Raw genomic sequence first — 22,404 nt, forward strand, 5'->3', positions numbered from 1 at the left:
TCTATGAGTCCTGATTTTATTGGTGCTTTCATGATTGGCCTCGCCGGGGCCGGACATTGCATGGGAATGTGTGGTGGTATCGCCTCCTTACTTTCAATGGGCGTGACGAACAACAAACCTTCTTTGACCATTCCTCTCTTCTACAACTTTGGTCGGCTTGTAAGTTACGCTTTGATCGGCGCTGTCGTTGGAGGTGCCATATCTGGTCTTTCAGAGTTGAGCGGTCTCACCCAATCTCTTGCATGGCTTAGGTTTGTCGCCGCGATATTCATGATATTAGTCGCACTCTATATTGCTAAGTGGTGGCATGGCCTGTTAGTTGTAGAAAAGTTAGGTCAGCATATCTGGAAGTTTATCTCTCCGGTAGGAAAGCGCCTGCTCCCCTTGAAGCATCCCTTTCACGCATTCCCATTTGGTTTTATCTGGGGTTGGTTGCCATGCGGCTTAGTCTATTCAGCGCTCACCTGGTCGGCAGTATCGGGAGGTGCATTAAATGGCGGGTTGATCATGTTGGCATTTGGGCTGGGTACTTTGCCTTCTATGCTTGCTATCGGCTACGGCACGAGGCATTTTAAGAACATTCAAAAATCTTTTATATTTAGAAATATCTCGGCGTTATTGTTAATAATTTATGGTGTGTATACCGCTACTGGTGCCATAAAAATACTTGGTTTCATATAATATGAATGTCTTTATGCTTTATTTTTTACTACCCTTTAGATATGTGCAATGATAAAATATTGACGTATATCAAATAGTGAAAGATTGTTATGATTTCAGATAAACCTGCAACAAAGCGTATCCAATCAGGCGGTTGCGCAATTCATTGTCAAGATTGTAGCATTAGCCAACTTTGTATCCCGTTCACTCTTAATGAGTCTGAATTAGATCAGCTTGATCAAATCATCGAGCGAAAAAAACCAATTCAAAAAGGCCAAGAGCTGTTCAAAGCTGGTGATGAGCTAAAATCTCTGTACGCTATCCGTTCTGGTACAATCAAAAGCTATACCATTACAGAGCAAGGCGATGAGCAAATTACTGCTTTTCACTTGGCTGGAGATCTAGTTGGTTTTGACGCAATCACCGGTGATTCACACCCAAGTTTTGCTCAGGCACTGGAAACATCTATGGTCTGCGAGATCCCTTACGAAATCCTTGACGATCTATCAGGTAAAATGCCAAAGCTTCGTCAACAGATTATGCGTCTGATGAGTAATGAGATTAAAGGCGATCAGGAAATGATCCTGCTTCTTTCTAAAAAGAATGCTGAAGAACGCCTCGCCGCTTTCCTTTACAATCTCTCGACGCGTTTTTCTCAACGTGGATTTAGTCCTCGCGAATTCCGCTTAACCATGACTCGTGGCGATATTGGTAACTACTTAGGTCTAACCGTAGAAACAATCAGTAGACTGCTTGGACGCTTCCAGAAATCCGAAATTCTGAGTGTTAAAGGTAAGTACATCACCATCTTAAATCATGATGTCTTGATGGAACTTGCTGGCGTTAGCAAAGACTGATATGCCCTATTGATTGACGTAGCTTTAGAATGAGCTGCGTCATGTTTTCTCTATTATCCCTTCGAAAATCCTCAAAATATTATTCAAACTAAGCTACAGTAAAAGTGTACCTTGTGTGCTCCAATATACTGATTTATCTTGTTTTCAGTGTATGGTTTTACAATAATAAGTGGGCTTAGATATGAGTATATACAGTAAGATCCTTGTTGTTGCTGACATCAATAACGATGAACAGCCGGCACTTGCAAGAGCGGTTCAACTTGCTCGAAAAAGTGTATCCAGAAGCCGAATCACTGTTTTTTTGTCAATCTATGATTTTTCTTATGATATGACCTCTATGCTGTCGTTCGATGAAAGGGATGCTATGCGTCGCGGTGTTATCCAGCAACGTGAACAGTGGATAAATCGGGTTGCTCAGCCGTATTTAGACGATAGCTTCGACTTTGACGTATGTGTGGTATGGCATAACCGCCCTTATGAAGCGATCATTGCTGAAGTTTTTGCTGGTGGTCATGACATTGTAATTAAAGGAACACGTAAGCACGATGTTCTTGAGTCCGTGATTTTTACTCCTACTGATTGGCATTTATTACGTAAGTGCCCTGTCCCTGTACTTTTGATTAAAAATGCTGATTGGCCAGAACATGCAAAAATCCTCGCATCTGTTCATGTCGGTTCTGAAAACCCAACACACATTGACTTGAACGATTCAATGATCGAGCGTCTTAAAGAAATCACTAATCGTCTGGATGCTGAGCCCTATCTCGTCAATGCTTATCCGGTTACACCAGCGAATATCACGATTGAACTACCAGAGTTTGACCCAACCACCTACACAGATGCAGTTCGCGGGCATCACCTAACCGCAATGAAAGCACTTCGTCAAAAACACGGTTTGGATGAACAGCAAACCATCGTCGAGCAAGGCCTGCCTGAAGACATTATTCCTGCTACGGCTGAAAAGCTGGATGCGGCAATGGTTATTCTTGGTACGACTGGCCGCACTGGGCTTTCTGCTGTATTTATTGGTAATACGGCCGAGCATGTGATTGATAAAATCAATTGCGACGTGCTGGCTTTAAAACCAAACGGGTATATCAGTCCACTTGATCCAAACACTGCAACTTAGTGACTTTTAGTTTTGGGCTTGGTTGATATCTAGAAGTGAAAATCCCCCAACGTTTGGGGGATTTTTTATACTGTATATTGCCTTTTGGGCGACGAACACGAAAAAGGAGGCTTATTCGGCCCCCTCTTATCGAATTAGATGTTGGTTACATCGATAAACATTGACTCATCAATGTTCGTTGAAGAAACGACAGCTTCATTGAATTCGTATTCTTCGCGATTACCTTCACGGTCTAGTGGAAGGTTTTCAAAATCAAACAGCTCACGGTCAGCAAGCTGACTTGGGCTTACATTTTGAATAGATTTGAAAATCGCCTCTACACGGCCAGGCGTTTTTTTATCCCAATCAATCAGCATCGCTTTAATTGACTGACGTTGAAGGTTTTCTTGAGAACCACAAAGGTTACAAGGAATGATCGGAAATTCTTTGTGTTCTGCATATTTGATCAGGTCTTTCTCACGGCAGTAAGTCAGAGGACGAATTACAACGTTACGACCATCATCCGATCGAAGTTTTGGTGGCATCGCTTTAAGACGTGAGCCGTGAAACATATTCAAAAACATTGTTTCTACGATGTCATCCATATGGTGACCAAGTGCCAGTTTAGTCGCACCGATCTTCTCTGCAAAAGAGTAAAGTGTACCACGGCGAAGACGTGAACAGAGACCACAGGTTGTTTTGCCTTCTGGTACTTTTTCTTTAACTACAGAGTAAGTGTCCTTGTCTACGATGTAGTAAGGAATGTTCAGCGTTTCAAAGTAATCTGGGAGAATGTGCTCAGGGAAACCAGGTTGTTTCTGATCAAGGTTAACCGCTACCACCTCAAATTTGATCGGTGCTGCCTTTTGTAGATTCAGCAAGATATCAAGCATCGCGAATGAATCTTTACCACCACTAATGCATGCCATCACAACATCACCTTCTTCGATCATGTTGTACTCAGTAATAGCATTTCCAACATTTCTTCTAAGACGTTTCTGAAGCTTGTTGAATTCTAGGGTCTCTTTTCTTGTATCTAATTGGTTCATTGCGGGCTCTCACATCGCCGATTAATCGACTAGGGCTTCCTAATAGGGTGTTCTATGGGGCGTGGATTATACGAGCTTTTTAAGCAGGATTAAACGTTTGTGTGACTGAGTCATCAATTTATGCACTCTAATCGGGTGCAATGTGCAATAAAAAAGAGCCGCAATTGCAGCTCTATAATTCTATGATTACTTTTTCGCGTTTGGTAGATAAGGTAAAACGCGAGTTGTTGGCTGAGGTAAGGTCATGTGTCCTCCTTCACCGATGTCACTCAATGCCACTTGGACTTTACCATTTACAATGGCTTTTTCTGACCCATTGGAGAAGGTAATGACGCCATTCAAATCGTCTGCAAACTCCATGGTTACACCTTGAACTTCAGGTGTAAACCAGCTTGCAAACATACCGCCAAGATCTTCAAGCAGAGCCTGCATTTGTGGCATTAAGGGAATGAGTTGCTCATAATAAACATTACCTTGTAACGACTTTTTGGTCATGACCACCAAAGAATAATCACAGCGAGTGTCTTTTGGCGTTTGAACAAAGACAAGTGGGTTTGCAGACTTTAAATTCTTATCGACCGGAATGGGAAGCTCTTTTGAAGCCGGAATCACAAACTCTTCGTAGTGCTCTTCTTTTTCCATCCATGCTTTTTCTATCTCACACAGTTGCTTGGTCTTTGCGTCAACAAAGAAAACGCCAACTTTGACGTCGTCATGTCCTTCCTTCACGTTATTCTTCAATTGTGTGTAGAGCTTGGAATACGTAAACATGTATTCTTGAGAGTGGGCTACGGGCGATGCTAGAACCAGTAACGCACTGCTTATTAAACTTAGGCTTAATTTCTTCATCCGATCCGTCACCTCTTCATTTATTTTATCAATTTAGGCATCAAACAGATGAGAGTTACCATCGTGGTCATTGTCATTGTCATTGTGTTGAGTTGCTACGATTTTTAACTTGATACCAAACATTTCGCGGTACAGGATGCCTTTCAGGTGGAAGAAAAACGGCAGCACGAATATCAAGCCAATTCCGTAAAACAATGCGGCAACAATAAACATCAACATCACGCCTAAGTAGAGCCCTGCGACAACAAAAATCTTCTTATTAACGGCACGCAGTGATAAAAGAAGTGACTGCATAGGTTGGATTTTTTTCTCACAAATCAACAAAACTGACTGACTAAACGCTAAAGATAAATAGAGAGATAGCAAAGGGAATATCATACCTGCCACGCCCTGCATCAATAAACTAAACAGCGTTGCTAGAATCACAGGAACGGTATACTGAAGGCCTTTACCCACGTGGCGAACCTTAGTATTTAAACCTGCTATGTGGCTCATTGCCATTAAGCTAACACCGGCATAAATCGGTGCACTGATCACCTCGTAACTAAAGTTAGCCACGTAAATAGCGGATGCAATGTCAGCGGTAAAAGATTCTGGGGTCTGTATTGCATCAAGTATAACGGCTGGATCACCCAACTGAAGTTGCAAGGCAATGTAGAAGATACCCAACTGGACGAAGAGCAGAAGAATAATCGCCGGTGAGAAGGATAAAAATTGTTTAATGGTGGTGCGCCAAGCTTCACTAAAAATGGCGCCAGCTTTCAGTTCGTACTTGCCAGAAAGAGCTCGCTCTATACTCCCTCCTAGGTTGAAATCTTTCTCAAAATCATTGTTCATATTTAATCCAAGGCTAACTTGTGAAACTTTTCTGGAAAACCAGTTTATTTATGAGGACGCAATTATAGCCAAATCATATCAAGACTAACATCAGAACTCGACTTCAATACTTGCAATTATTGCCGTTTGGTTGATAATTAATCATTCGCAAATCCATGAAATTGTGAACATTTGCATAAGAAATCAATACTCACCTAGGGACTGTGGAGATACAAATACCTCCATAAAAACAGTATGGTAAGAGCTGTTTACTTTTGCCTGCAAAAAATTTTCTGTTTCAAGATAAGAAAATGCTTTGATTTCACAATTTTGGTGATTATGATGCGCGCCACTAAAGTGAATGATTTATATCACATCAATTGGATACACCCCAACTTGAACGTGGGAGAAATACAGACGTTGAACGCTAAACAGCAAGCAGGAAAACCACTAGTTCGTCTAACTGGTGTTAGTAAAAGTTTCGATGGCAAGGAAATCATCGGTAATTTAAATCTGGATGTTAATCATGGTGAGTTTCTGACGATTCTTGGCCCCTCTGGTTGTGGTAAAACAACGGTTTTACGTATGATCGCCGGCTTTGAGACTGCAGATGCTGGTCAAATCGTACTTGATGGCCAAGATGTAACACAGGTTCCTGCAGAGCAAAGGCACGTCAACACGGTATTTCAGAGTTATGCACTCTTCCCTCACATGACCGTATTTGAAAATGTTGCATTTGGTCTTCGTATGCAGAAAACACCTGCCGCAGAGATCGAGCCGCGAGTCATGGAAGCGCTGCGCATGGTTCGTTTGGAAAAAATGGCACAACGTAAGCCACACCAACTTTCTGGTGGTCAGCAACAACGTATCGCAATCGCTCGTGCGGTTGTGAACAAGCCAAAAGTGCTGTTGCTAGATGAGTCTCTCTCTGCTCTTGATTACAAGCTACGCAAGCAAATGCAGATCGAACTTAAACAGCTTCAGCGTCAACTTGGTATTACTTTTATCTTCGTAACGCACGATCAAGAAGAAGCCCTATCGATGTCTGATCGCATTATTGTTATGCGCGATGGTGTCATCGAACAAGACGGCTCTCCACGTGAGATATATGAAGAGCCTAAAAACCTATTTGTTGCTCGCTTTATCGGTGAGATCAATGTATTCAACACAACGATGTTAGAGCGTATCGATGAAAAACGCATTCGTGCAGAAATTGAAGGCGTTGAATCCATTGTCTATTACGACCAAGCAGCGCAAACCGGTGACAAACTGCAAGTACTACTTCGCCCAGAAGATTTACGCATCGAAGAGATCAAAGAGTCTGAAGAAAAAGGCATTGTGGGTCACGTAACAGAGCGTACCTACAAAGGTATGACGCTGGACTCCGTAATCCAATTGGACTCCGGCATGCGCGTGATGGTGAGCGAATTCTTCAACGAAGATGACCCGGATGTGGACCACTCACTCGGCCAGAAAGTCGCTATTACTTGGGTTGAGAGCTGGGAGGTAGTACTAAATGATAAACAAGAAGTTTAGTCTTCAGAACGCGATCATTACCCTCATCGTTGGCTGGTTAACACTGTTTGTGTTGGTACCAAACCTAATGATTATCGGTACGAGTTTTTTGACGCGTGATGAAGCAGACCTAATTGAATTAACATTTACTTTCGATAACTATCTTCGTTTGATTGATCCACTGTATGCAAAAGTGCTGATGCACTCTTTCTATATGGCGATCATTGCAACCTTGTTGTGTTTGGTGATTGGTTACCCATTCGCTTACATCGTAGCGAAAATGCCTGAAAAATGGCGCCCATTCATGTTGTTTTTGGTGATCGTGCCGTTTTGGACCAACTCTCTTATCCGAACTTACGGTTTGAAGATTGTTCTCGGTACCCAAGGTATTTTGAACAAGTCGCTGATAGCAATGGAAATCATCGATAAACCAATGCGTTTGATGTATACCGAAACTGCGGTAATGATTGGTTTGGTGTATATCCTACTCCCATTTATGATTTTGCCTTTGTACTCGGCTATAGAGAAGTTGGACAACACTTACATTGAGGCAGCCAAAGATCTTGGGGCGAACAAGCTTCAAATCATGACCAAGGTAATTCTACCTCTTACCATGCCAGGTATTATTGGCGGCTGTTTGTTGGTTCTGCTTCCCGCGCTCGGTATGTTCTACATCTCTGACCTATTAGGCGGCGCGAAGAACTTACTGATTGGTAACGTGATTAAGAGCCAAGTATTAAACGCTCGTGACTGGCCATTCGGTGCAGCGACAAGTATCGCCCTCACCTTCGCAATGGCTGTAATGCTCTACGCTTACTATAGAGCTGGGAAATTATTGAATAAGAAAGTGGAGCTAGACTAATGGGACGCACAGTTAGATTTAGCTTTATGGCGTTGGTATATGCGTTTCTGTATTTACCAATCATCGTTTTAATTGTTAATTCATTTAACGCTAACAAGTTTGGTATGAAATGGGGCGGCTTCACCACAAAATGGTATGAAACCTTAGTCAATAACGACAGCCTAATGCAGGCTGCATGGCACTCATTGAACGTGGCGGTATTCTCCGCGACCGCGGCGACCATCATTGGTAGCTTAACCGCTGTTGCCCTGTTCCGTTATTCGTTCAAAGGTAAAGGCGCGGTGAACGGCATGCTGTTTGTCGTAATGATGTCACCTGATATTGTTATGGCGATTTCATTTCTTGCTTTGTTCTTAGTATTAGGCGCACAGCTTGGTTTCTTTACTTTATTGATTGCTCACATCACTTTCTGTCTGCCCTTCGTTGTCGTAACGGTATACAGCCGCTTAAATGGCTTTGATGTGAAGATGTTGGAAGCAGCAAAGGACCTTGGTGCAAGCGAATGGGTAATCTTGAAACAGATCATCCTTCCTCTCGCTAAACCGGCGGTTGCCGCGGGATGGTTGCTGAGCTTTACCCTGTCTCTGGATGACGTAATCATTAGTTCGTTCGTAACGGGTCCTACTTATGAAATCCTGCCATTGAAGATTTACTCAATGGTTAAGGTGGGTATTTCACCAGAGGTGAACGCCCTTGCGACGGTCATGCTGGTTGTTTCTTTGGTTCTTGTTGTCATTTCGCAACTGCTCGCAAGAGAAAGAGTGAAGTAGATGCCGCCCCGTCAACATCACGAAACAGAATGGTCATACGCCATTCTGTTTTTCTATCTATCGTCCAAAAATAAAGTATTGGACAACGTTTGGTTTGGAGCTAACGTCAATGAAAAAATGGGCTACTCTATTAGCTGGTAGTGCATGTGCGCTTTCTCTGTTCTCTGGTACAGCGGCAGCGGATGATAAAGAATTAGTGTTTATGAACTGGGGTCCTTACATCAACAGTAATATCCTAGAGCAATTTACTAAAGAAACTGGCATCAAAGTGATCTACTCGACTTACGAGTCGAACGAGACTTTGTATGCAAAGCTAAAAACTCATAACCAAGGTTATGACCTAGTAGTACCTTCAACGTACTTCGTAGCGAAGATGCGTGACGAAGGCATGCTACAAAAGATCGATAAGACTAAGCTGAAGAACTTCGGCAACCTAGACAAGAACTACCTAGACAAGAACTACCTAGACAAGCCTTACGATCCAAATAACAACTACTCAATTCCTCACGTTGTGGCGATTACAGGTCTAGCGGTGAACGCAGACATGTACGACCCAAACGACTTCCAAAGCTGGGCGGACCTATGGAAACCTGAGCTTGAAGGTCAAGTAATGCTAATGGACGACACTCGTGAAGTGTTCCACATTGCACTACGCAAACTGGGTTACTCTGGTAACTCTACGGATCCAAAACAAATCGACGAAGCGTACGCTGAGCTACAAAAGCTAATGCCTAACGTTCTAGTATTTAACTCTGACAACCCAGGAGCACCTTATATGTCTGGCGAAGTTGGCGTCGGTATGCTTTGGAACGGCAGTGCAGCAGCGGCTCAAAACGAAGGCATGAACTTGAAGCTTGTGTTCCCCAAAGAGGGTGGCATCGGCTGGGTTGATAATTTTGCGATATCTTCTGGCGCAAAGAACGTGGATGCGGCACACAAGATGATCGATTTCTTACTACGTCCTAAAATCGCGGAGCAAATTTCGGCGGATACCGGGTACCTCACCGCTGTTGCAGAGTCTAACGCTAAATTTAAAGACGTTGCACCGCTGTTTCCTACTCAAGAAGACCTTGACCGTATTGAATGGCAGGATTCTATTGGTGACATGACAGTGAAGTACGAAGATTACTTCCTGAAGCTAAAAGCTGGCCAATAGCGTCACTTGCTCAATAAATCATCCACTAAATGAAAATAGGTAGCAATACGCTGCCTATTTTTGTCATTGGCTGATACAATTACAAGCTGCTAGGTTTATTTGCAGGTGCTGCAAACATTTACGCTGTTCAAAGCAGCAATGTTTGTCGCTCATACTTCAAATAAACAGGATTGTGCTTATTGCAATATGACAAATCGATGTCTCTGACTAGTATTGATTTGTCATATTGCTAAACAAAACGGATATAAAATGAAAAGTAAATTCTACGCAAGCGCACTGTGTGCGGCGACGCTAATCGCTACTCCTGCAATGGCTGCTAATCAAGAACTGTATTTCTACAACTGGTCGGAATACATCCCAAACGAAGTTCTTGAAGACTTTACAAAAGAAACCGGCATCAAAGTTATCTACTCTACGTACGAGTCTAACGAGAGCATGTACGCGAAGTTGAAAACCCAAGGTTCTGGTTACGACTTGGTAGTACCGTCTACCTATTTCGTATCTAAAATGCGTAAAGAAGGCATGCTGCAAAAGGTTGATAAGGAGAAACTGTCTCACTTTGCTGATTTGGACACTAACTTCCTGAACAAGCCATTTGATCCGAGCAACAACTACTCTATCCCTTACATTTGGGGGGCGACTGGTATCGGTATTAATGCTGATATGTTAGACAAGTCAAAGATCACTAAATGGGACGACTTCTGGGATAGCAAGTGGGAAGGTCAACTCATGTTGATGGATGATTCTCGCGAAGTATTCCACATTGCATTAACGAAGCTTGGTTTCTCACCAAACACGACTAACCCAGACGAAATCAAAGCCGCTTACGAAGAACTGAAAAAGCTGATGCCAAACGTATTGGTCTTTAACTCAGACTTCCCAGCGAACCCATACTTAGCCGGTGAAGTATCACTTGGCATGCTATGGAACGGCTCTGCATACATGGCGCGTAAAGAAGGCGCAAACATCGACGTCATCTGGCCAGAAAAAGGCGCGATTTTCTGGATGGACAGCCTAGCGATCCCTGCTGGTGCAAAAAACGTGGATGCTGCGCATAAAATGATCGACTTCCTACTACGACCTGAGAACGCGGCAAAGATTGCGCTAGAAATTGGTTACCCTACTCCTGTGAAGTCGGCACTCAAACTACTACCAAAAGAGTTCGCAGAAGATACCAGCATTTTCCCACCACAAGAAGTGATGGACAGCGGTACATGGCAAGACGAAGTTGGTGAAGCAAGTGTGTTGTATGATGAGTACTTCCAAAAACTAAAAGTAGACAACTAATCAGTCTGTTGAAATAGTTTAGAAAAGCGACTTTGGTCGCTTTTCTTGTACCTGAAGCCTACGATTTCTATCTCCAACTATCCTGCTCAAATTACCAAGTGTCAAAATACAAAAAAGGCATCAAATCACTTCGATGCCTTTCTCATCTTGATACTCTGATAACTTATTTAAGCGCTAGTTTCGTTTTCTAGAGCAAGAAGCTCGTCTACGAGTTTGGGCACTTCTATGCTTGCTTTGCCGTAACGCTTTTCTTCAAATTCACTCTCTACAGCGCTTGGCTGCAAATTAATTTCAATCGTATGTGCGCCATGCATTTTCGCATCATGTACAAAGCCCGCTGCCGGATAGACGACACCCGAAGTGCCAATAGAGATAAACAGATCCGCTTGTTCTAATGACGCATATATCTCCCCCATACGCAATGGCATCTCACCAAACCAAACAATGTGTGGACGCATTTGAGATGGAATTTGGCAACAATGGCAAAACTCACCAGTTTCAATATCTGTTATATGCTCAATGACTTGATTAGACTCACTACACCGCGCTTTGAGTAATTCACCGTGCATGTGGACAATATTGGTGCTACCGCCTCTTTCGTGCAAGTTATCGATATTTTGGGTAATGATGGTCACATTGCCTTGCAACTGGTCCTCTAAACGTCCTAGCGCGATATGGGCCGCATTGGGCTTTATACTTTCATCAAGCAGATTTTTACGACGCTGGTTATAAAAGTTCTGAACGAGGTCCGGATTACGGTCGAAGCCCTCTGGCGTTGCCACATCTTCTATACGGTGATTCTCCCAAAGTCCATCTTGAGCTCGAAATGTTTGAATACCAGACTCAGCAGAGATGCCTGCGCCAGTAAGTACGACAATATTTCTATATGGGAAATTCATAGTCTATCCTTATTGCTCTTTTTATTAAGCTTAACACCGATACAAAAACAACAATAGCAACAAGGATTAGACTATGGTCGTAAGGCTTCTGATTTGCTTCTAGTTTCTACTTAAAAACTGCGTAAATTAATCAGATTTTCGGGAATAAAAAACCTCACGGTTGTGAGGCTTTTATACAGAGAATTGTTTACAAGTTAGGGCCTGTCGAAGGTCTATGAGGCATATTATTACTCAGTTGATTCATACCTTGGTACATACGAATAAGCCAGACTAGAATCGCCAATACGGCGAACAACATTCCAACCCAAGGGATAAAGTACGCGACCGAGTCTAGTAAGCTGCTGTGTATCCAATAATCATTCACGCCAACTAACACACCATTTGAGGTTGCCACGGTTACGATCAACACCACAAAGAACGTGAGGTACAAGAAGAAAGTTCGAATTAAGCCGTAGTAATGCGTATTTACTATGTCACTGTCTTCCCCTTTATCCAAGCGGTAGCCTGCGTAAATGATTGCGATAACACCAGAAATCAAAAACGTAAACGGGGTAAAACAACTCAGGATGTAAGCTAACCAAATACCACTATGAGGTTTGTTCATTCGCTTTCTCTCCTTTTGCATCACTTTGAGCAGTGTCGAATTCACCCACTATTCCCTTGGACTTTACCTCTTCATACCAAAGGTCGTGGTGTTCTTTCGCCCAGGTTTCATCAACGTCACCGGTCACCATTCCTTCTAATGCTCCCTCCATACCGAATAGGCCGATATAAATGTGGAAAATAAAACCACAGATTAGAATAAGAGCCGAAATAGCATGAACAAGGTTAGACAACTCCATATCGCGACGCGTTTGGCCGAATATTGGGAAATCCAGAACTAAGCCACTCACTGCTGCGATAGCACCAAAAATGATCAACAACCAGTAAATGGCTTTCTCACCACCGTTTGAGAAGCCAGCCGATGGGTGCGTACCTTTATGTTTTCCAACCATGCCGCCCATTTTCATGAACCAACGGATGTCTGTCATGTTAGGGATAGATTTGCGCCACCATTTCATTAGCACAAACATCAGTAAGATGAAGAACAGCGGCCCCATATAGTTATGGTACTGCTTCGCCAACATGACGATGAAGCCCCAGAACTCAGTTGGTACGTACGGTTTTAAGAAGTGCTTACCGTATACCAGCATCAAACCACTGAATGCTAGCGTTAGGAAAGTAAACGCCATACTCCAGTGAAGTGCGCGATCAAGCCGAGACCAGCGTTTGATCTTTTTGCCAGTGCGTGGCTTGCTTAGCATCAGCGGACCAACGAATACGTAAGCCATGATTACCATTGCGATACTGCCAAAAATCGCGACAGCGCCCGCGGGAGACATCCATTTTTCTTTAAGAATGTACCAAGTCTCACCCGGAGTACTGATCAGCACACCGTGTTCCGCTGATTTCGACGTGGTATAGCCTTCTTGCCCCTCTTTGACCTGACGCCAAAAATCCGCACCTGCAAGTTGTGTCATCTCCTGTTGAACCACTGGAGATGTGTCTTCTTGCGCAGACGCCGGAATCGCAAAGGTCAGCAGTAATGCAGTCATCATTGACAGCATCACAAGAGACGCACGTTTAAGCGTATTTAACATGTGTCTCTCCTACTTAGCTTTTGGTTGCGTCGTAAGAAAGATCGTTACCGTCTGTCCAACCTGCGTTTTTCGCACCACGCTCAACCACACGTTGACGGAAGATGTCAGAGACTTTCTCAGCATCACCCGCTAGCAGCGCTTTTGTAGAACACAATGAAGCGCACATCGGTAGCTTGCCTTCCGCGATACGGTTCGCACCATACTTTTCACGCTCTTCTGGAGATCCTGGCTCTGTGTTTGGGCCGCCTGCGCAGAAAGTACATTTGTCCATTTTTCCACGCTCCCCAAATGCTTGCTGTTTGGGGAATTGAGGCGCGCCGAACGGACAAGCAAACAGACAGTAACCACAACCGATACAAAGATCTTTGTTGTGCAGAACAATACCGTCTTCTGTGTGCTCGAAACAGTCAGCTGGACAAACAGCCATACAAGGTGCATCCGTACAATGCATGCAAGCGACGGAGATTGAATTTTCACCCGGTTCACCGTCGTTTAGCGTAACCACGCGGCGACGTTGGATACCCCACTCAAGGGCATCATCATTTTCGTTCTTACATGCAGTAACACAGCCGTTACACTCGATACAGCGTTTGGTGTCACAGAGGAATTTCATTCGTGCCATTGTCAGACTCCTTACGCTTTACGAATGTTACAGAGGGTTACTTTGGTTTCCTGCATCAACGTAACAGGGTCGTAACCGTAGGTGGTTGCTGTATTAGCCGCTTCACCAACAACATAAGGGTCAGTACCTTTTGGGTACTTATGGCGTAGGTCTTCTCCTTCAAACTTACCGCCAAAGTGGAACGGTATGAACGCCAAGCCCGGCTTAACACGACGCGTTACCATGGCTTTCACCTTGATGCGGCCTTTCTCTGCACCTTCAACCCATACCTCTTCACCGTCTTTGAAGCCAAGATCGTTTGCGTCTTTTGGGTTCACTTCAACAAACATTTCCTGTTGAAGTTCAGCAAGCCATGGGTTTGAACGCGTCTCTTCACCACCGCCTTCGTATTCAACCAAACGACCAGAAGTCAGAATAATTGGGTATTCGCCAGACTTATCTTCTTTCTGGATAGATTTGTAAAGCGTTGGTACGCGGAAAATGGCCTCTTTATCGTCCCAAGTTGGGTAATCCGTGACAAGGTCACGTCTAGGGGTGTATAAAGGTTCACGGTGCAGCGGTACGCGATCTGGGAATGTCCAAACGACCGCACGCGCTTTCGCGTTACCAAATGGAATACAACCGTGCTTGATTGCTACGCGTTGGATACCGCCAGACAGGTCAGTTTTCCAGTTTTTACCTTCTGCTGCTGCTTTTTCTTCAGCCGTTAGGTCATCCCACCAACCAAGCTGTTTGATTAGCTTGTCAGAGAATTCCGGGTAACCGTCTTTGATTTCACAGCCTTTTGAGTAGCTGTCTTCTGCAAGTAGGCTTTGACCTTCGAATTCCACACCAAAGCGCGTACGGAAGTTACCGCCTCCCTTTGCAACCGTCTTTGACGTATCGTATAGAATGTGTGTGCCTGGGTGCTTCATCTCTGGTGTGCCCCAACATGGCCAAGGTAGACCGTAAGTCTCGCCATTTACAGGGCCGCCCTCCGCTTCTAAAGAGGTCTTATGGAATGTATGCCAGTTTTGTTGGTGCGCTTTTAGACGCTCTGGGCTTTGACCCGTATAACCTATGGTCCACATGCCTTTGTTGAACTCGCGAGTGATGTCTTCGATCACTGGCTGGTTGTTCTCTACGCGTATGTTTTTGAACAGCAGATCTTCATAACCTAGCTTCTTAGTGAGCAGGTACATGATTTCGTGGTCAGGTTTAGATTCGAACAATGGCTCGATAACCTGATCACGCCACTGAAGTGAGCGGTTAGACGCTGTCACACTGCCGTGTGTTTCGAACTGGGTTGTGGCAGGAAGCAGGTAAACGCCGTCAGTACGATCGTTCATTACTGCTGCGACTGTTGGGTATGGGTCGACAATCACCATCATATCCAGCTTTTGCATCGCTTTCTTCATCTCAGGGCCACGAGTCTGAGAGTTGACCGCGTGACCCCAATAGAACATTGCACGGATGTTTTCACGTTGACGAATGTTGTCTCTGTTTTCAAGCACACCATCCACCCAACGAGAGACAGGGATACCTGCACTGTTCATTGGTTTTTGACCACCATAAGCCTGGTCATCAAAACGACCTTTCACCCACTCGTAATCAATGTCCCACACTTTTGACCAGTGACGCCAAGAACCTTCAGACAGACCGTAGTAACCCGGTAGCGTGTCAGACAGTACACCAAGGTCAGTTGCGCCCTGTACGTTATCGTGACCACGGAAGATGTTAGCACCGCCGCCTGATTTCCCCATGTTACCTAGCGCAAGTTCAAGCACACAGTAAGCACGTGTGTTGTTGTTACCAGTTGTATGCTGAGTGCCACCCATACACCAAACGACACAACCCGGACGGTTTTCAGAAAGCAGCTTCGCTGTTTGGTAAACTTGCGACTCAGGAACGCCAGTTACGCGCTCAACTTCTGCTGGTGTCCATTTCGCCACTTCTGCACGGATTTCATCCATACCGAATACACGTTGACGGATGAACTCTTTATCTTCCCAGTTGTTCGCAAAAACATGCCATAGCACGCCCCAAATGAACGCAACATCAGACCCTGGGCGCAGAGACACATAGTGATCTGATTTCGCCGCCGTTCGCGTGCGACGAGGATCCGCAACGACGATTTTACAGTTGTTCTTCTCTTTCGCGATCAGGATGTGCTGCATCGCAACAGGGTGTGCTTCGGCTGGGTTTGAACCAATGAATAGCATCGACTTACAGTTGTGCATATCATTGAACGAGTTGGTCATCGCACCGTAACCCCAAGTGTTTGCTACACCTGCTACGGTTGTTGAGTGACAGATACGCGCTTGGTGGTCAACGTTGTTGGTACCCCAAAGCGACGCCATCTTACGGAACATGTACGCTTGTTCGTTGTTGTGCTTTGCACTGCCCAACCAGTAAACTGAATCTGGCCCCGACTCTTTGCGGATGTCCATTACCTTGTTACCGATTTCTTCGATCGCTTGGTCCCAAGAAAGCTTCTTCCACTTACCGTTTTCAAGCTTCATTGGGTATTTCAAACGACGCTCACCGTGCCCGTGTTCACGCAGTGCAGCACCTTTTGCACAGTGTCCACCAGCATTGAATGGGTGGTCGAATGCAGGCTCTTGACCTGTCCATACCCCATTTTGAACTTCTGCGTAGATACCACAACCTACAGAACAGTGAGAACAGATGGTACGTTTTACTTCTGTTTTCGCTTCTGGATCCACCGATTTCGCTTGTGCTTTCTTCATCATGCCCGGTGCAAAAAGACTTGCCCCCATCACCGCACCGCCAGCAGCAAGCGAGGTATTTTTCATGAAAGCACGGCGAGAAACGCCAAGCTGATTGGATTCTTTGCTCACACTGTCGGAGCGTTTGATGAGTTTCATCCGTTTTCTCCTAAAGTGTGTCGTAGTAATCGCGAATGTGTTGAGTTTCACGATAGCCTTTCTTCTTCATGTCTTTTTCTGAAGGCTCGACCGTTTCTGAAGCGCTTGCCACTTTTTCTGTTCCAGTGACAACCGCACCAACTACGGCTGCAGTTGTTAAACCGCTCAGGAGGTTCCTACGGCTCGTGTTTATTTCTTTATTATCTTTCATCATTGCTTCCTTACCTTACGGTAGATCTTTGGAGGCTATTGCCCCTCTATCGATATGACCAACTACTGCTCGATTACTCGTAATCAGTGACGTTTTTCACCTCAATTTTTAGTTTGTGCTTACTACTTTTGGTGTTCACGCTAAAGCGCACTTGTTCTAGTGTTAAGAATGCCTCACACAGCTGAGCTACTGGCTTATAAAAGTTCGCACTGTCTGCGTTTTTCAGTTGTTGTGTGAAAGAGCGAAACCAAGGTGAAATGTGTTTGTTAAACACCGCTTGTTGTAGATCTTCTTCTTCATCCGTTAGCATAGACATCACTTCACAAAGTGCCGCGATATGGTCTTCGGGCTCTTTCACATTTTCATCACGCTCGAAACCAAGCAGTTCCAAATCGTGACGAATTTCAGCCAGTGGCTTTTCCATCATTGCACCCGTCACGTGCCATGAGCCGAACGGCATCACTTCTCCACGACCGATACCAATGAAAAGATCTTGGTATTCACTCTCTAGCGCTTCACGGTTGGAATCTTTTGCCACTTGCTGAAGTCCAATCCACGCTTTTTGCATCGCGCTTTCTGTATGTTCAACCTCTAAAAAAGTCAGGAACTCGATCACTTCTTTACTTGGTGCACTGCGGAAAAGTGTCGACAAAACCAAGTAGATCTCTGTTCTTAGTGTCTGTTCTTGTATTGTTTCCACTATGAACTCCTAGTATTTCAGTTGTTTCATTGGGTCTTCTGCCATCGACTCGAACATGTCGATCACACGGCAGTCCTCACACATTGCAATACGATTGATGGCTGCGTCATCAGAGAAATGAGAGTGACCGCGTAACTTATTCTGTAGCATGTCGATCATAGACTGAGGTGCAAATGGCTTATGACAGCGAATACATTCCGCTGCTTTCTCTTCGTGAATCACAACCGCTTTTTGGCGCTCTTGCTTCACCCAGTTCATCCGTGGAGTCAGGGTCAGCACGTTTTCAGGGCAGGCTTTTTCACATAAACCGCATTGAATACAATCTTGTTCAATGAATTTAAGTGAAGGAGATTCGCCGTCGGTATGAAGCGCACGTGTCGGACAAACCGCTACGCAGCTCATGCACAAAGTACAGCCTTTGCTCTCACAAGAAACATTGCCATAAGGGGCGTTGGCAGGCAGTTCAACAACCTTCTCATCCGGATTACGAGCAAAAGACATGGCATCAAGCGCAGTAAAAAGACGTTGACGCTTGTTACCTTGCAGATCGCCAAGAGCAAGATCAAATGAATCAGTACATAGTGTTGGAGGACCTTCACGTAGCGATTCCAAATAAAGGATATCTATGGTTTCTTTTGCGATACCAAGTTGCTCCAGTAGTACTTGTGCGATGGCCACTTCGTTGTTCAGAACACGAATAATGGTCTGTGGCATAAACCGAGAAGCCGCAAATAGCACTTGAGTCGCGCCATTAACCAGCGCAGAAAACCAAGTATCGATACCGATAGACGGTAGCTCTTCAACTACAATAGGAATCACGTTATCTGGTAGTGCTTTCAGTGCCATCACGTTGTATGTCTCGTGACGGGAGCTACAAATAAGCACGATAGGATCTAAACCACCCGCTTGCTTATAGTTTGCTAGCGTGCGCTCAATGAATTTTTGTGTATCTTGAGGGTTAGGTAGCGCGTAGTGAATGGCTTCTGTCGGACAAGCAGTAGAACACGTGCCCACGCCTTGACAAAGGTACGGGTTAATCTCAATTCTATGACCTATTTTATCGCTGCCTTGACTGGATAATGCTCCAGCAGGGCAAGCATCAACGCAACGATCACAACCTTTTATGCCTCGAGAGCTGTGCGCACAAAGATCATTGTCCAGACGGAAGAATTTTGGTTTATCGAATGTCCCCATTAATGTTGGGATCTCTTCTAACGCTTCTGCAAGTTTGGGATAACCTCGTCCCACTGGATAGTATCCCGGAACCGGAACCTCTTCTGACATACAGCTGCTTAAACAAAGATCGAGAACAACATCAAAGCAATCACTGTTAATAGCGATTTTTGCTAGGTTACTTTCAAGGCCGCGATTTTCAATCAGCACTTCAAACGTACCAAGGAAGCCAGAAACCTGAACCGAGTCGGCGAAATACAGCTCTGGGTTAGTACTTTTCTCTCCGTCTGTCGAGAGCAATGTCAAGCTATTCATTTGAGTAAGCTGTGCGGCTGCACTCTCAATGATGGCCGTCGGTCCAACGATCAGCGTATTACCGCCACTCTCGTAGCTCACGGTTGGTGGAATAAGATTGGTCAACTCAACGGTATTCTCAAACGCATGCAGCCGCGCTCTAGCGTTTTTGGTTGCCGCTTGTTCTAGTAATTGTCTCAACATTGCTCGGTTCCATTGATAAACATGGATGTGTTATTCCATCCTCATTGTAGTTAGCTCAGACTATTCTGTTCGCTCACTTATCAATAACTACCCCTTGTAGGTAGACCCACACGTGCAGTCACTGCTTACCGCGAACCAGTGTTGAGCAAGTGGCTAGACCTCAATAAGAATGGTGATGAACACCAATTAGCGACTGATTTAGCAAATGCCATGCCAATAGTATATTGCTTATTTATCAGTGATTTATTTATTAACCATGAGAAATTTAGGGACAAAAAAACCGACTGAGACAAAATGTCCCAATCGGTTCGTTGAGTGTTTAGTCAAAATGTACCTAGTTTTCTTGTGGTATATTTTGTCTCACTTCTTCAAGTTCTAATTTTGTCTCTGGAATATCATTTTTAATAGGTACTGTTTTTATATCCAGATCTTTTGGGTTTTCAGAGAGCTCGGTAACTTCAACAAGTTCTGCACCAGCCGCTTCACTATCACTTTGATGAATAGATTCAGGTTCTTGTGGATTTTCTTCTGCGAGTTCTTCTTCCGTTTTCTCTTTAACCCAATCACGAAGTGTTTCAGCAACGTCCTCTGACAGAGACTTGAGATTACTGTAGTCATCATCGTAATCATCCAAGCCATCACGGACGTTAAATTCTTCCGATAAAAACATCTTACGCAGTGCTGCTTTCTTAACGCTCTCTGCCGCCTCAGAAAGTAAAAGCTTGGCGACTGGCATGTCCTCAAGGTCGGTTATTTCGCTTGTTGTCTCAGCAGGTAATGCATCTGCCACCTCAGTACTGATTAGATCCGCTGGAGTACCTGATTCTTCTTGAGCTTGAGTGGTTTGTACTTGATTGGTTTCTGGTTCAGAAACTTCAATAAAGTTCGACACCTCAGCGTCTTTGTTCTCGGTTTCGTCCAACTTACGTTGTGACCAACGGCTAAGAAAACTAGTTGCCATTTGCTCTGCCCGCTCCTTTGCGTTTCTTACGCCTTGTTTCTATAAGTTCGCCGTGACGACCTATAAAAGCTTCCATCCAAGCTTGAACGATCAAAGGCATATCATTTGATAATACTAGGTTATCACCATCCATATATTGGGCGGCGACAGTTTGGGACGCAGTGAGTAATTGAATCGTCGGCATATCATCAGAATCGACGTTATCCATGACCAAAAATAGTTTTGGCTGTTGTGAACTCAGGTTAAAGCGGTAATCGGTGCGCTCGTCTTTATGGAGTTGTAATACGCATACGTGTGGCGTTTCTTCCATTGGGTTAATGTCGAACCCGGTAAGTTGCCATTGTGTCGTCACCCAAATACCCGTGATAATCTCATGCTTTAGGAGTTCAACGCCTATCGGCCATGAATTTTCATCTTTCTCGAACTGCTTGTTATCCGACATAAATCACCTAGCTTCCTCTTAGTTGGTTTATGGTTGTTAGTTTTAAAACAAAAAAGGACAATTTGTACTTACTTCCAATTTTTATCGCTACAAAGCAATAAACGCGCCATTTCACTTTTAAATTATCATTAGAACAAAACTAGTCGATACACAGATAAACACCTGTATCATTGCTGCGATATCTTAGCTTTCACTAAAACCTTGCAATTTGCTTTATCACGTCTTTGTTTTGTACAGCTATGATGTTGGAATGAGAATTGCTTTGTAACCAGTGTTAATACACACGCCCTTTTACGCAAAGCAAACAATTGAAGTTATTTATACAAGCGTGTGATCATTCTTTTACTCATCAGGACATAGCTGTGGTAAAACCAAACATCATTAAAACCAGTGAAAACCCCCTACAGACTATCGAAGTCGAGGTATTTGACGAATATGGCGAAATACTGACGAAAGAAATTGCTTGTGAGCGCCCTCTTACAGTGATGTTGAACTGGAAAGAGGTCGTTACACTTATGACGCTTGGCTCGCGCCCTGAAGCGCTTGTGTTAGGGTATTTGAAGAACCAAAGCTTCTTGTCTGATCCAGAAGCCATTGAATCTGTCATTATTGACTGGGAAACGCACTCAGCTGCGGTTATCACCAGAGAAAACACCGAGCACATCGAGGGGGCGCTTAAGAAGAAGACGGTGACGTCTGGCTGTGGTCAAGGCACCATGTACGGCAACGTGATGAAGCAACTGGAAGATTACCAAGTAGCTCAGACACCTCTTAAGCAATCTGAAATCTATGCAGCGCTTGAAGCGTTAACGCATTACAACGACACCTACAAAAAAGCTGGCGCTGTTCATGGATGTGCCGTATGCAAAGGCGACGAAGTGCTTTCTTTTGTCGAAGACGTTGGGCGTCACAACGCGGTGGATACACTTGCCGGTGAAATGTGGCTTAACCAAGAAACAGGTAAAGATAAAATTTTCTATACAACTGGTCGCCTTACATCAGAGATGGTGATTAAAGTGGCGCAGATGGGAATCCCTGTTCTTCTCTCTCGTTCAGGCGTGACACAAATGGGGCTGGATCTGGCGAAAAAGTTTGGCATCACCACCATCGCTCGCGCGAAAGGTTTACGCTTTCAAGTTTTTACTGGCGCTGAGAAGATTGACTTCGACGTCAAGGGAAATCAATAGATCTTCACTCAGTCGTAAAATGAGTTAGACTTAAATCCCAATGTGGATTCACAAAGGATGTGAACAATGAACAACGATCAACTATGGAATTACCTACTTTCACCAAGTGGGATCATCGTTTCGATGATCATTACTTTCGGGCTTGTTGGACTCTATGCCTATCTAATGCGGCAGTTTAAGGATTAGTTGCCACCAGCCTGCATTTGCTCATAGTTGGCATAGAAATGGGCACAAAAAAAGACCTCATTGCGAGGTCTTTTTCTTTGTTCGGAGAA

The 22,404-nt window shown here is 44.3% G+C and carries 21 protein-coding genes and 1 pseudogene; 9 read left to right on the forward strand and 13 right to left on the reverse strand.

Annotated features, from left to right (window positions below):
• Nucleotides 1-3 precede the first annotated feature (3 nt).
• The 3 genes from AND4_RS03835 to uspE all read left to right on the forward strand — a co-directional run bounded on the left by AND4_RS03835 (nucleotide 4) and on the right by uspE (nucleotide 2,646).
• A complete protein-coding gene (locus AND4_RS03835) occupies nucleotides 4-681 on the forward strand; it encodes a sulfite exporter TauE/SafE family protein (RefSeq protein WP_009841589.1) in 678 nt (225 codons plus the stop codon).
• Nucleotides 682-770: 89 nt separating this feature from the next.
• Nucleotides 771-1,517 carry an FNR family transcription factor gene (locus AND4_RS03840; protein ID WP_009841590.1) on the forward strand — a complete coding sequence of 249 codons (747 nt, stop codon included), beginning with the start codon at nucleotides 771-773 and terminating at the stop codon, nucleotides 1,515-1,517.
• A gap of 181 nt (nucleotides 1,518-1,698) precedes the next feature.
• The gene (uspE, locus tag AND4_RS03845; RefSeq protein ID WP_009841591.1) at nucleotides 1,699-2,646 is read left to right on the forward strand and encodes a universal stress protein UspE; all 948 of its coding nucleotides are present in this window, start codon (nucleotides 1,699-1,701) and stop codon (nucleotides 2,644-2,646) included.
• A 134-nt stretch (nucleotides 2,647-2,780) separates the two neighbouring features.
• On the opposite strand, the gene ttcA is transcribed toward uspE, so the two are convergent.
• From ttcA to AND4_RS03860, 3 genes are all read right to left on the reverse strand, one after another.
• Nucleotides 2,781-3,674 (reverse strand): tRNA 2-thiocytidine(32) synthetase TtcA, encoded by an 894-nt coding sequence (gene ttcA / locus AND4_RS03850; RefSeq protein ID WP_009841592.1) that lies wholly within the window; start codon nucleotides 3,672-3,674, stop codon nucleotides 2,781-2,783.
• Between the two features lie 186 nt (nucleotides 3,675-3,860).
• Nucleotides 3,861-4,523 carry a DUF2987 domain-containing protein gene (locus tag AND4_RS03855; protein WP_009841593.1) on the reverse strand — a complete coding sequence of 221 codons (663 nt, stop codon included), beginning with the start codon at nucleotides 4,521-4,523 and terminating at the stop codon, nucleotides 3,861-3,863.
• A 33-nt stretch (nucleotides 4,524-4,556) separates the two neighbouring features.
• Nucleotides 4,557-5,360: a hypothetical protein gene (locus AND4_RS03860; protein ID WP_009841594.1), complete on the reverse strand. Its 804-nt coding sequence runs from the start codon at nucleotides 5,358-5,360 to the stop codon at nucleotides 4,557-4,559.
• Nucleotides 5,361-5,681: 321 nt separating this feature from the next.
• Between AND4_RS03860 and potA the strand changes: the two genes are divergently transcribed.
• The 5 genes from potA (at nucleotide 5,682) to AND4_RS03885 (ending at nucleotide 10,929) form a co-directional block, all read left to right on the forward strand.
• A complete protein-coding gene (gene potA / locus AND4_RS03865; protein ID WP_186004046.1) occupies nucleotides 5,682-6,875 on the forward strand; it encodes a spermidine/putrescine ABC transporter ATP-binding protein PotA in 1,194 nt (397 codons plus the stop codon).
• Nucleotides 6,856-7,716 carry a spermidine/putrescine ABC transporter permease PotB gene (gene potB, locus AND4_RS03870; RefSeq protein WP_009841596.1) on the forward strand — a complete coding sequence of 287 codons (861 nt, stop codon included), beginning with the start codon at nucleotides 6,856-6,858 and terminating at the stop codon, nucleotides 7,714-7,716. Before potA ends, potB begins: the two co-directional genes overlap by 20 nt.
• Nucleotides 7,716-8,486, forward strand: coding sequence for a spermidine/putrescine ABC transporter permease PotC (gene potC / locus AND4_RS03875; RefSeq protein WP_009841597.1), 771 nt, complete (start codon nucleotides 7,716-7,718; stop codon nucleotides 8,484-8,486). The genes potB and potC overlap by 1 nt, the downstream gene beginning before the upstream one ends.
• A gap of 109 nt (nucleotides 8,487-8,595) precedes the next feature.
• Entirely contained in the window at nucleotides 8,596-9,642 is a 1,047-nt protein-coding gene (locus AND4_RS03880) for an extracellular solute-binding protein (protein ID WP_009841598.1), read from the forward strand.
• A gap of 249 nt (nucleotides 9,643-9,891) precedes the next feature.
• The gene (locus AND4_RS03885; RefSeq protein ID WP_009841599.1) at nucleotides 9,892-10,929 is read left to right on the forward strand and encodes an extracellular solute-binding protein; all 1,038 of its coding nucleotides are present in this window, start codon (nucleotides 9,892-9,894) and stop codon (nucleotides 10,927-10,929) included.
• A gap of 167 nt (nucleotides 10,930-11,096) precedes the next feature.
• On the opposite strand, the gene cobB is transcribed toward AND4_RS03885, so the two are convergent.
• The 10 genes and pseudogenes from cobB to AND4_RS03935 all read right to left on the reverse strand — a co-directional run bounded on the left by cobB (nucleotide 11,097) and on the right by AND4_RS03935 (nucleotide 20,942).
• Nucleotides 11,097-11,828 (reverse strand): Sir2 family NAD+-dependent deacetylase, encoded by a 732-nt coding sequence (gene cobB, locus AND4_RS03890; RefSeq protein WP_009841600.1) that lies wholly within the window; start codon nucleotides 11,826-11,828, stop codon nucleotides 11,097-11,099.
• 187 nt (nucleotides 11,829-12,015) lie between these two features.
• Entirely contained in the window at nucleotides 12,016-12,432 is a 417-nt protein-coding gene (locus AND4_RS03895; protein ID WP_009841601.1) for a hypothetical protein, read from the reverse strand.
• Nucleotides 12,433-12,484: 52 nt separating this feature from the next.
• A pseudogene (locus tag AND4_RS03900) lies at nucleotides 12,485-13,468 on the reverse strand (formate dehydrogenase subunit gamma); the annotation flags it as partial.
• A gap of 13 nt (nucleotides 13,469-13,481) precedes the next feature.
• Nucleotides 13,482-14,090, reverse strand: coding sequence for a formate dehydrogenase FDH3 subunit beta (fdh3B, locus tag AND4_RS03905; protein WP_009841603.1), 609 nt, complete (start codon nucleotides 14,088-14,090; stop codon nucleotides 13,482-13,484).
• Between the two features lie 11 nt (nucleotides 14,091-14,101).
• The gene (locus tag AND4_RS03910) at nucleotides 14,102-16,957 is read right to left on the reverse strand and encodes a formate dehydrogenase subunit alpha (protein ID WP_009841604.1); all 2,856 of its coding nucleotides are present in this window, start codon (nucleotides 16,955-16,957) and stop codon (nucleotides 14,102-14,104) included.
• A 10-nt stretch (nucleotides 16,958-16,967) separates the two neighbouring features.
• Nucleotides 16,968-17,168: a transcriptional initiation protein Tat gene (locus AND4_RS03915; protein ID WP_009841605.1), complete on the reverse strand. Its 201-nt coding sequence runs from the start codon at nucleotides 17,166-17,168 to the stop codon at nucleotides 16,968-16,970.
• Between the two features lie 73 nt (nucleotides 17,169-17,241).
• On the reverse strand, nucleotides 17,242-17,868 hold the full coding sequence (locus tag AND4_RS03920) for a molecular chaperone (protein WP_009841606.1): 627 nt from the start codon (nucleotides 17,866-17,868) through the stop codon (nucleotides 17,242-17,244).
• A gap of 9 nt (nucleotides 17,869-17,877) precedes the next feature.
• On the reverse strand, nucleotides 17,878-19,539 hold the full coding sequence (locus AND4_RS03925; RefSeq protein ID WP_009841607.1) for a 4Fe-4S dicluster domain-containing protein: 1,662 nt from the start codon (nucleotides 19,537-19,539) through the stop codon (nucleotides 17,878-17,880).
• 334 nt (nucleotides 19,540-19,873) lie between these two features.
• The gene (locus AND4_RS03930) at nucleotides 19,874-20,500 is read right to left on the reverse strand and encodes a DUF3306 domain-containing protein (RefSeq protein WP_009841608.1); all 627 of its coding nucleotides are present in this window, start codon (nucleotides 20,498-20,500) and stop codon (nucleotides 19,874-19,876) included.
• Nucleotides 20,490-20,942 (reverse strand): DUF3305 domain-containing protein, encoded by a 453-nt coding sequence (locus AND4_RS03935; protein WP_009841609.1) that lies wholly within the window; start codon nucleotides 20,940-20,942, stop codon nucleotides 20,490-20,492. The genes AND4_RS03930 and AND4_RS03935 overlap by 11 nt, the downstream gene beginning before the upstream one ends.
• 362 nt (nucleotides 20,943-21,304) lie before the next feature.
• On the opposite strand from AND4_RS03935, the gene fdhD reads away from it, so the two are divergent.
• Nucleotides 21,305-22,129: a formate dehydrogenase accessory sulfurtransferase FdhD gene (gene fdhD / locus AND4_RS03940; protein WP_009841610.1), complete on the forward strand. Its 825-nt coding sequence runs from the start codon at nucleotides 21,305-21,307 to the stop codon at nucleotides 22,127-22,129.
• The last annotated feature ends 275 nt before the right edge of the window (nucleotides 22,130-22,404 follow it).

Source organism: Vibrio sp. AND4, assembly GCF_000171815.1.
Classification (GTDB): Bacteria; Pseudomonadota; Gammaproteobacteria; order Enterobacterales; family Vibrionaceae; genus Vibrio.

What these genes read in the sequence shown, in the direction of transcription:
- AND4_RS03835 (WP_009841589.1), top strand. Translation starts at nt 4, where the DNA reads ATGAGTCCTGATTTTATTGGTGCTTTCATGATTGGCCTCGCCGGGGCC.
- AND4_RS03840 (WP_009841590.1), top strand. Translation starts at nt 771, where the DNA reads ATGATTTCAGATAAACCTGCAACAAAGCGTATCCAATCAGGCGGTTGC.
- uspE (WP_009841591.1), top strand. Translation starts at nt 1,699, where the DNA reads ATGAGTATATACAGTAAGATCCTTGTTGTTGCTGACATCAATAACGAT.
- ttcA (WP_009841592.1), bottom strand. Translation starts at nt 3,674, where the DNA reads ATGAACCAATTAGATACAAGAAAAGAGACCCTAGAATTCAACAAGCTT.
- AND4_RS03855 (WP_009841593.1), bottom strand. Translation starts at nt 4,523, where the DNA reads ATGAAGAAATTAAGCCTAAGTTTAATAAGCAGTGCGTTACTGGTTCTA.
- AND4_RS03860 (WP_009841594.1), bottom strand. Translation starts at nt 5,360, where the DNA reads ATGAACAATGATTTTGAGAAAGATTTCAACCTAGGAGGGAGTATAGAG.
- potA (WP_186004046.1), top strand. Translation starts at nt 5,682, where the DNA reads ATGCGCGCCACTAAAGTGAATGATTTATATCACATCAATTGGATACAC.
- potB (WP_009841596.1), top strand. Translation starts at nt 6,856, where the DNA reads ATGATAAACAAGAAGTTTAGTCTTCAGAACGCGATCATTACCCTCATC.
- potC (WP_009841597.1), top strand. Translation starts at nt 7,716, where the DNA reads ATGGGACGCACAGTTAGATTTAGCTTTATGGCGTTGGTATATGCGTTT.
- AND4_RS03880 (WP_009841598.1), top strand. Translation starts at nt 8,596, where the DNA reads ATGAAAAAATGGGCTACTCTATTAGCTGGTAGTGCATGTGCGCTTTCT.
- AND4_RS03885 (WP_009841599.1), top strand. Translation starts at nt 9,892, where the DNA reads ATGAAAAGTAAATTCTACGCAAGCGCACTGTGTGCGGCGACGCTAATC.
- cobB (WP_009841600.1), bottom strand. Translation starts at nt 11,828, where the DNA reads ATGAATTTCCCATATAGAAATATTGTCGTACTTACTGGCGCAGGCATC.
- AND4_RS03895 (WP_009841601.1), bottom strand. Translation starts at nt 12,432, where the DNA reads ATGAACAAACCTCATAGTGGTATTTGGTTAGCTTACATCCTGAGTTGT.
- fdh3B (WP_009841603.1), bottom strand. Translation starts at nt 14,090, where the DNA reads ATGGCACGAATGAAATTCCTCTGTGACACCAAACGCTGTATCGAGTGT.
- AND4_RS03910 (WP_009841604.1), bottom strand. Translation starts at nt 16,957, where the DNA reads ATGAAACTCATCAAACGCTCCGACAGTGTGAGCAAAGAATCCAATCAG.
- AND4_RS03915 (WP_009841605.1), bottom strand. Translation starts at nt 17,168, where the DNA reads ATGAAAGATAATAAAGAAATAAACACGAGCCGTAGGAACCTCCTGAGC.
- AND4_RS03925 (WP_009841607.1), bottom strand. Translation starts at nt 19,539, where the DNA reads ATGTTGAGACAATTACTAGAACAAGCGGCAACCAAAAACGCTAGAGCG.
- AND4_RS03930 (WP_009841608.1), bottom strand. Translation starts at nt 20,500, where the DNA reads ATGGCAACTAGTTTTCTTAGCCGTTGGTCACAACGTAAGTTGGACGAA.
- AND4_RS03935 (WP_009841609.1), bottom strand. Translation starts at nt 20,942, where the DNA reads ATGTCGGATAACAAGCAGTTCGAGAAAGATGAAAATTCATGGCCGATA.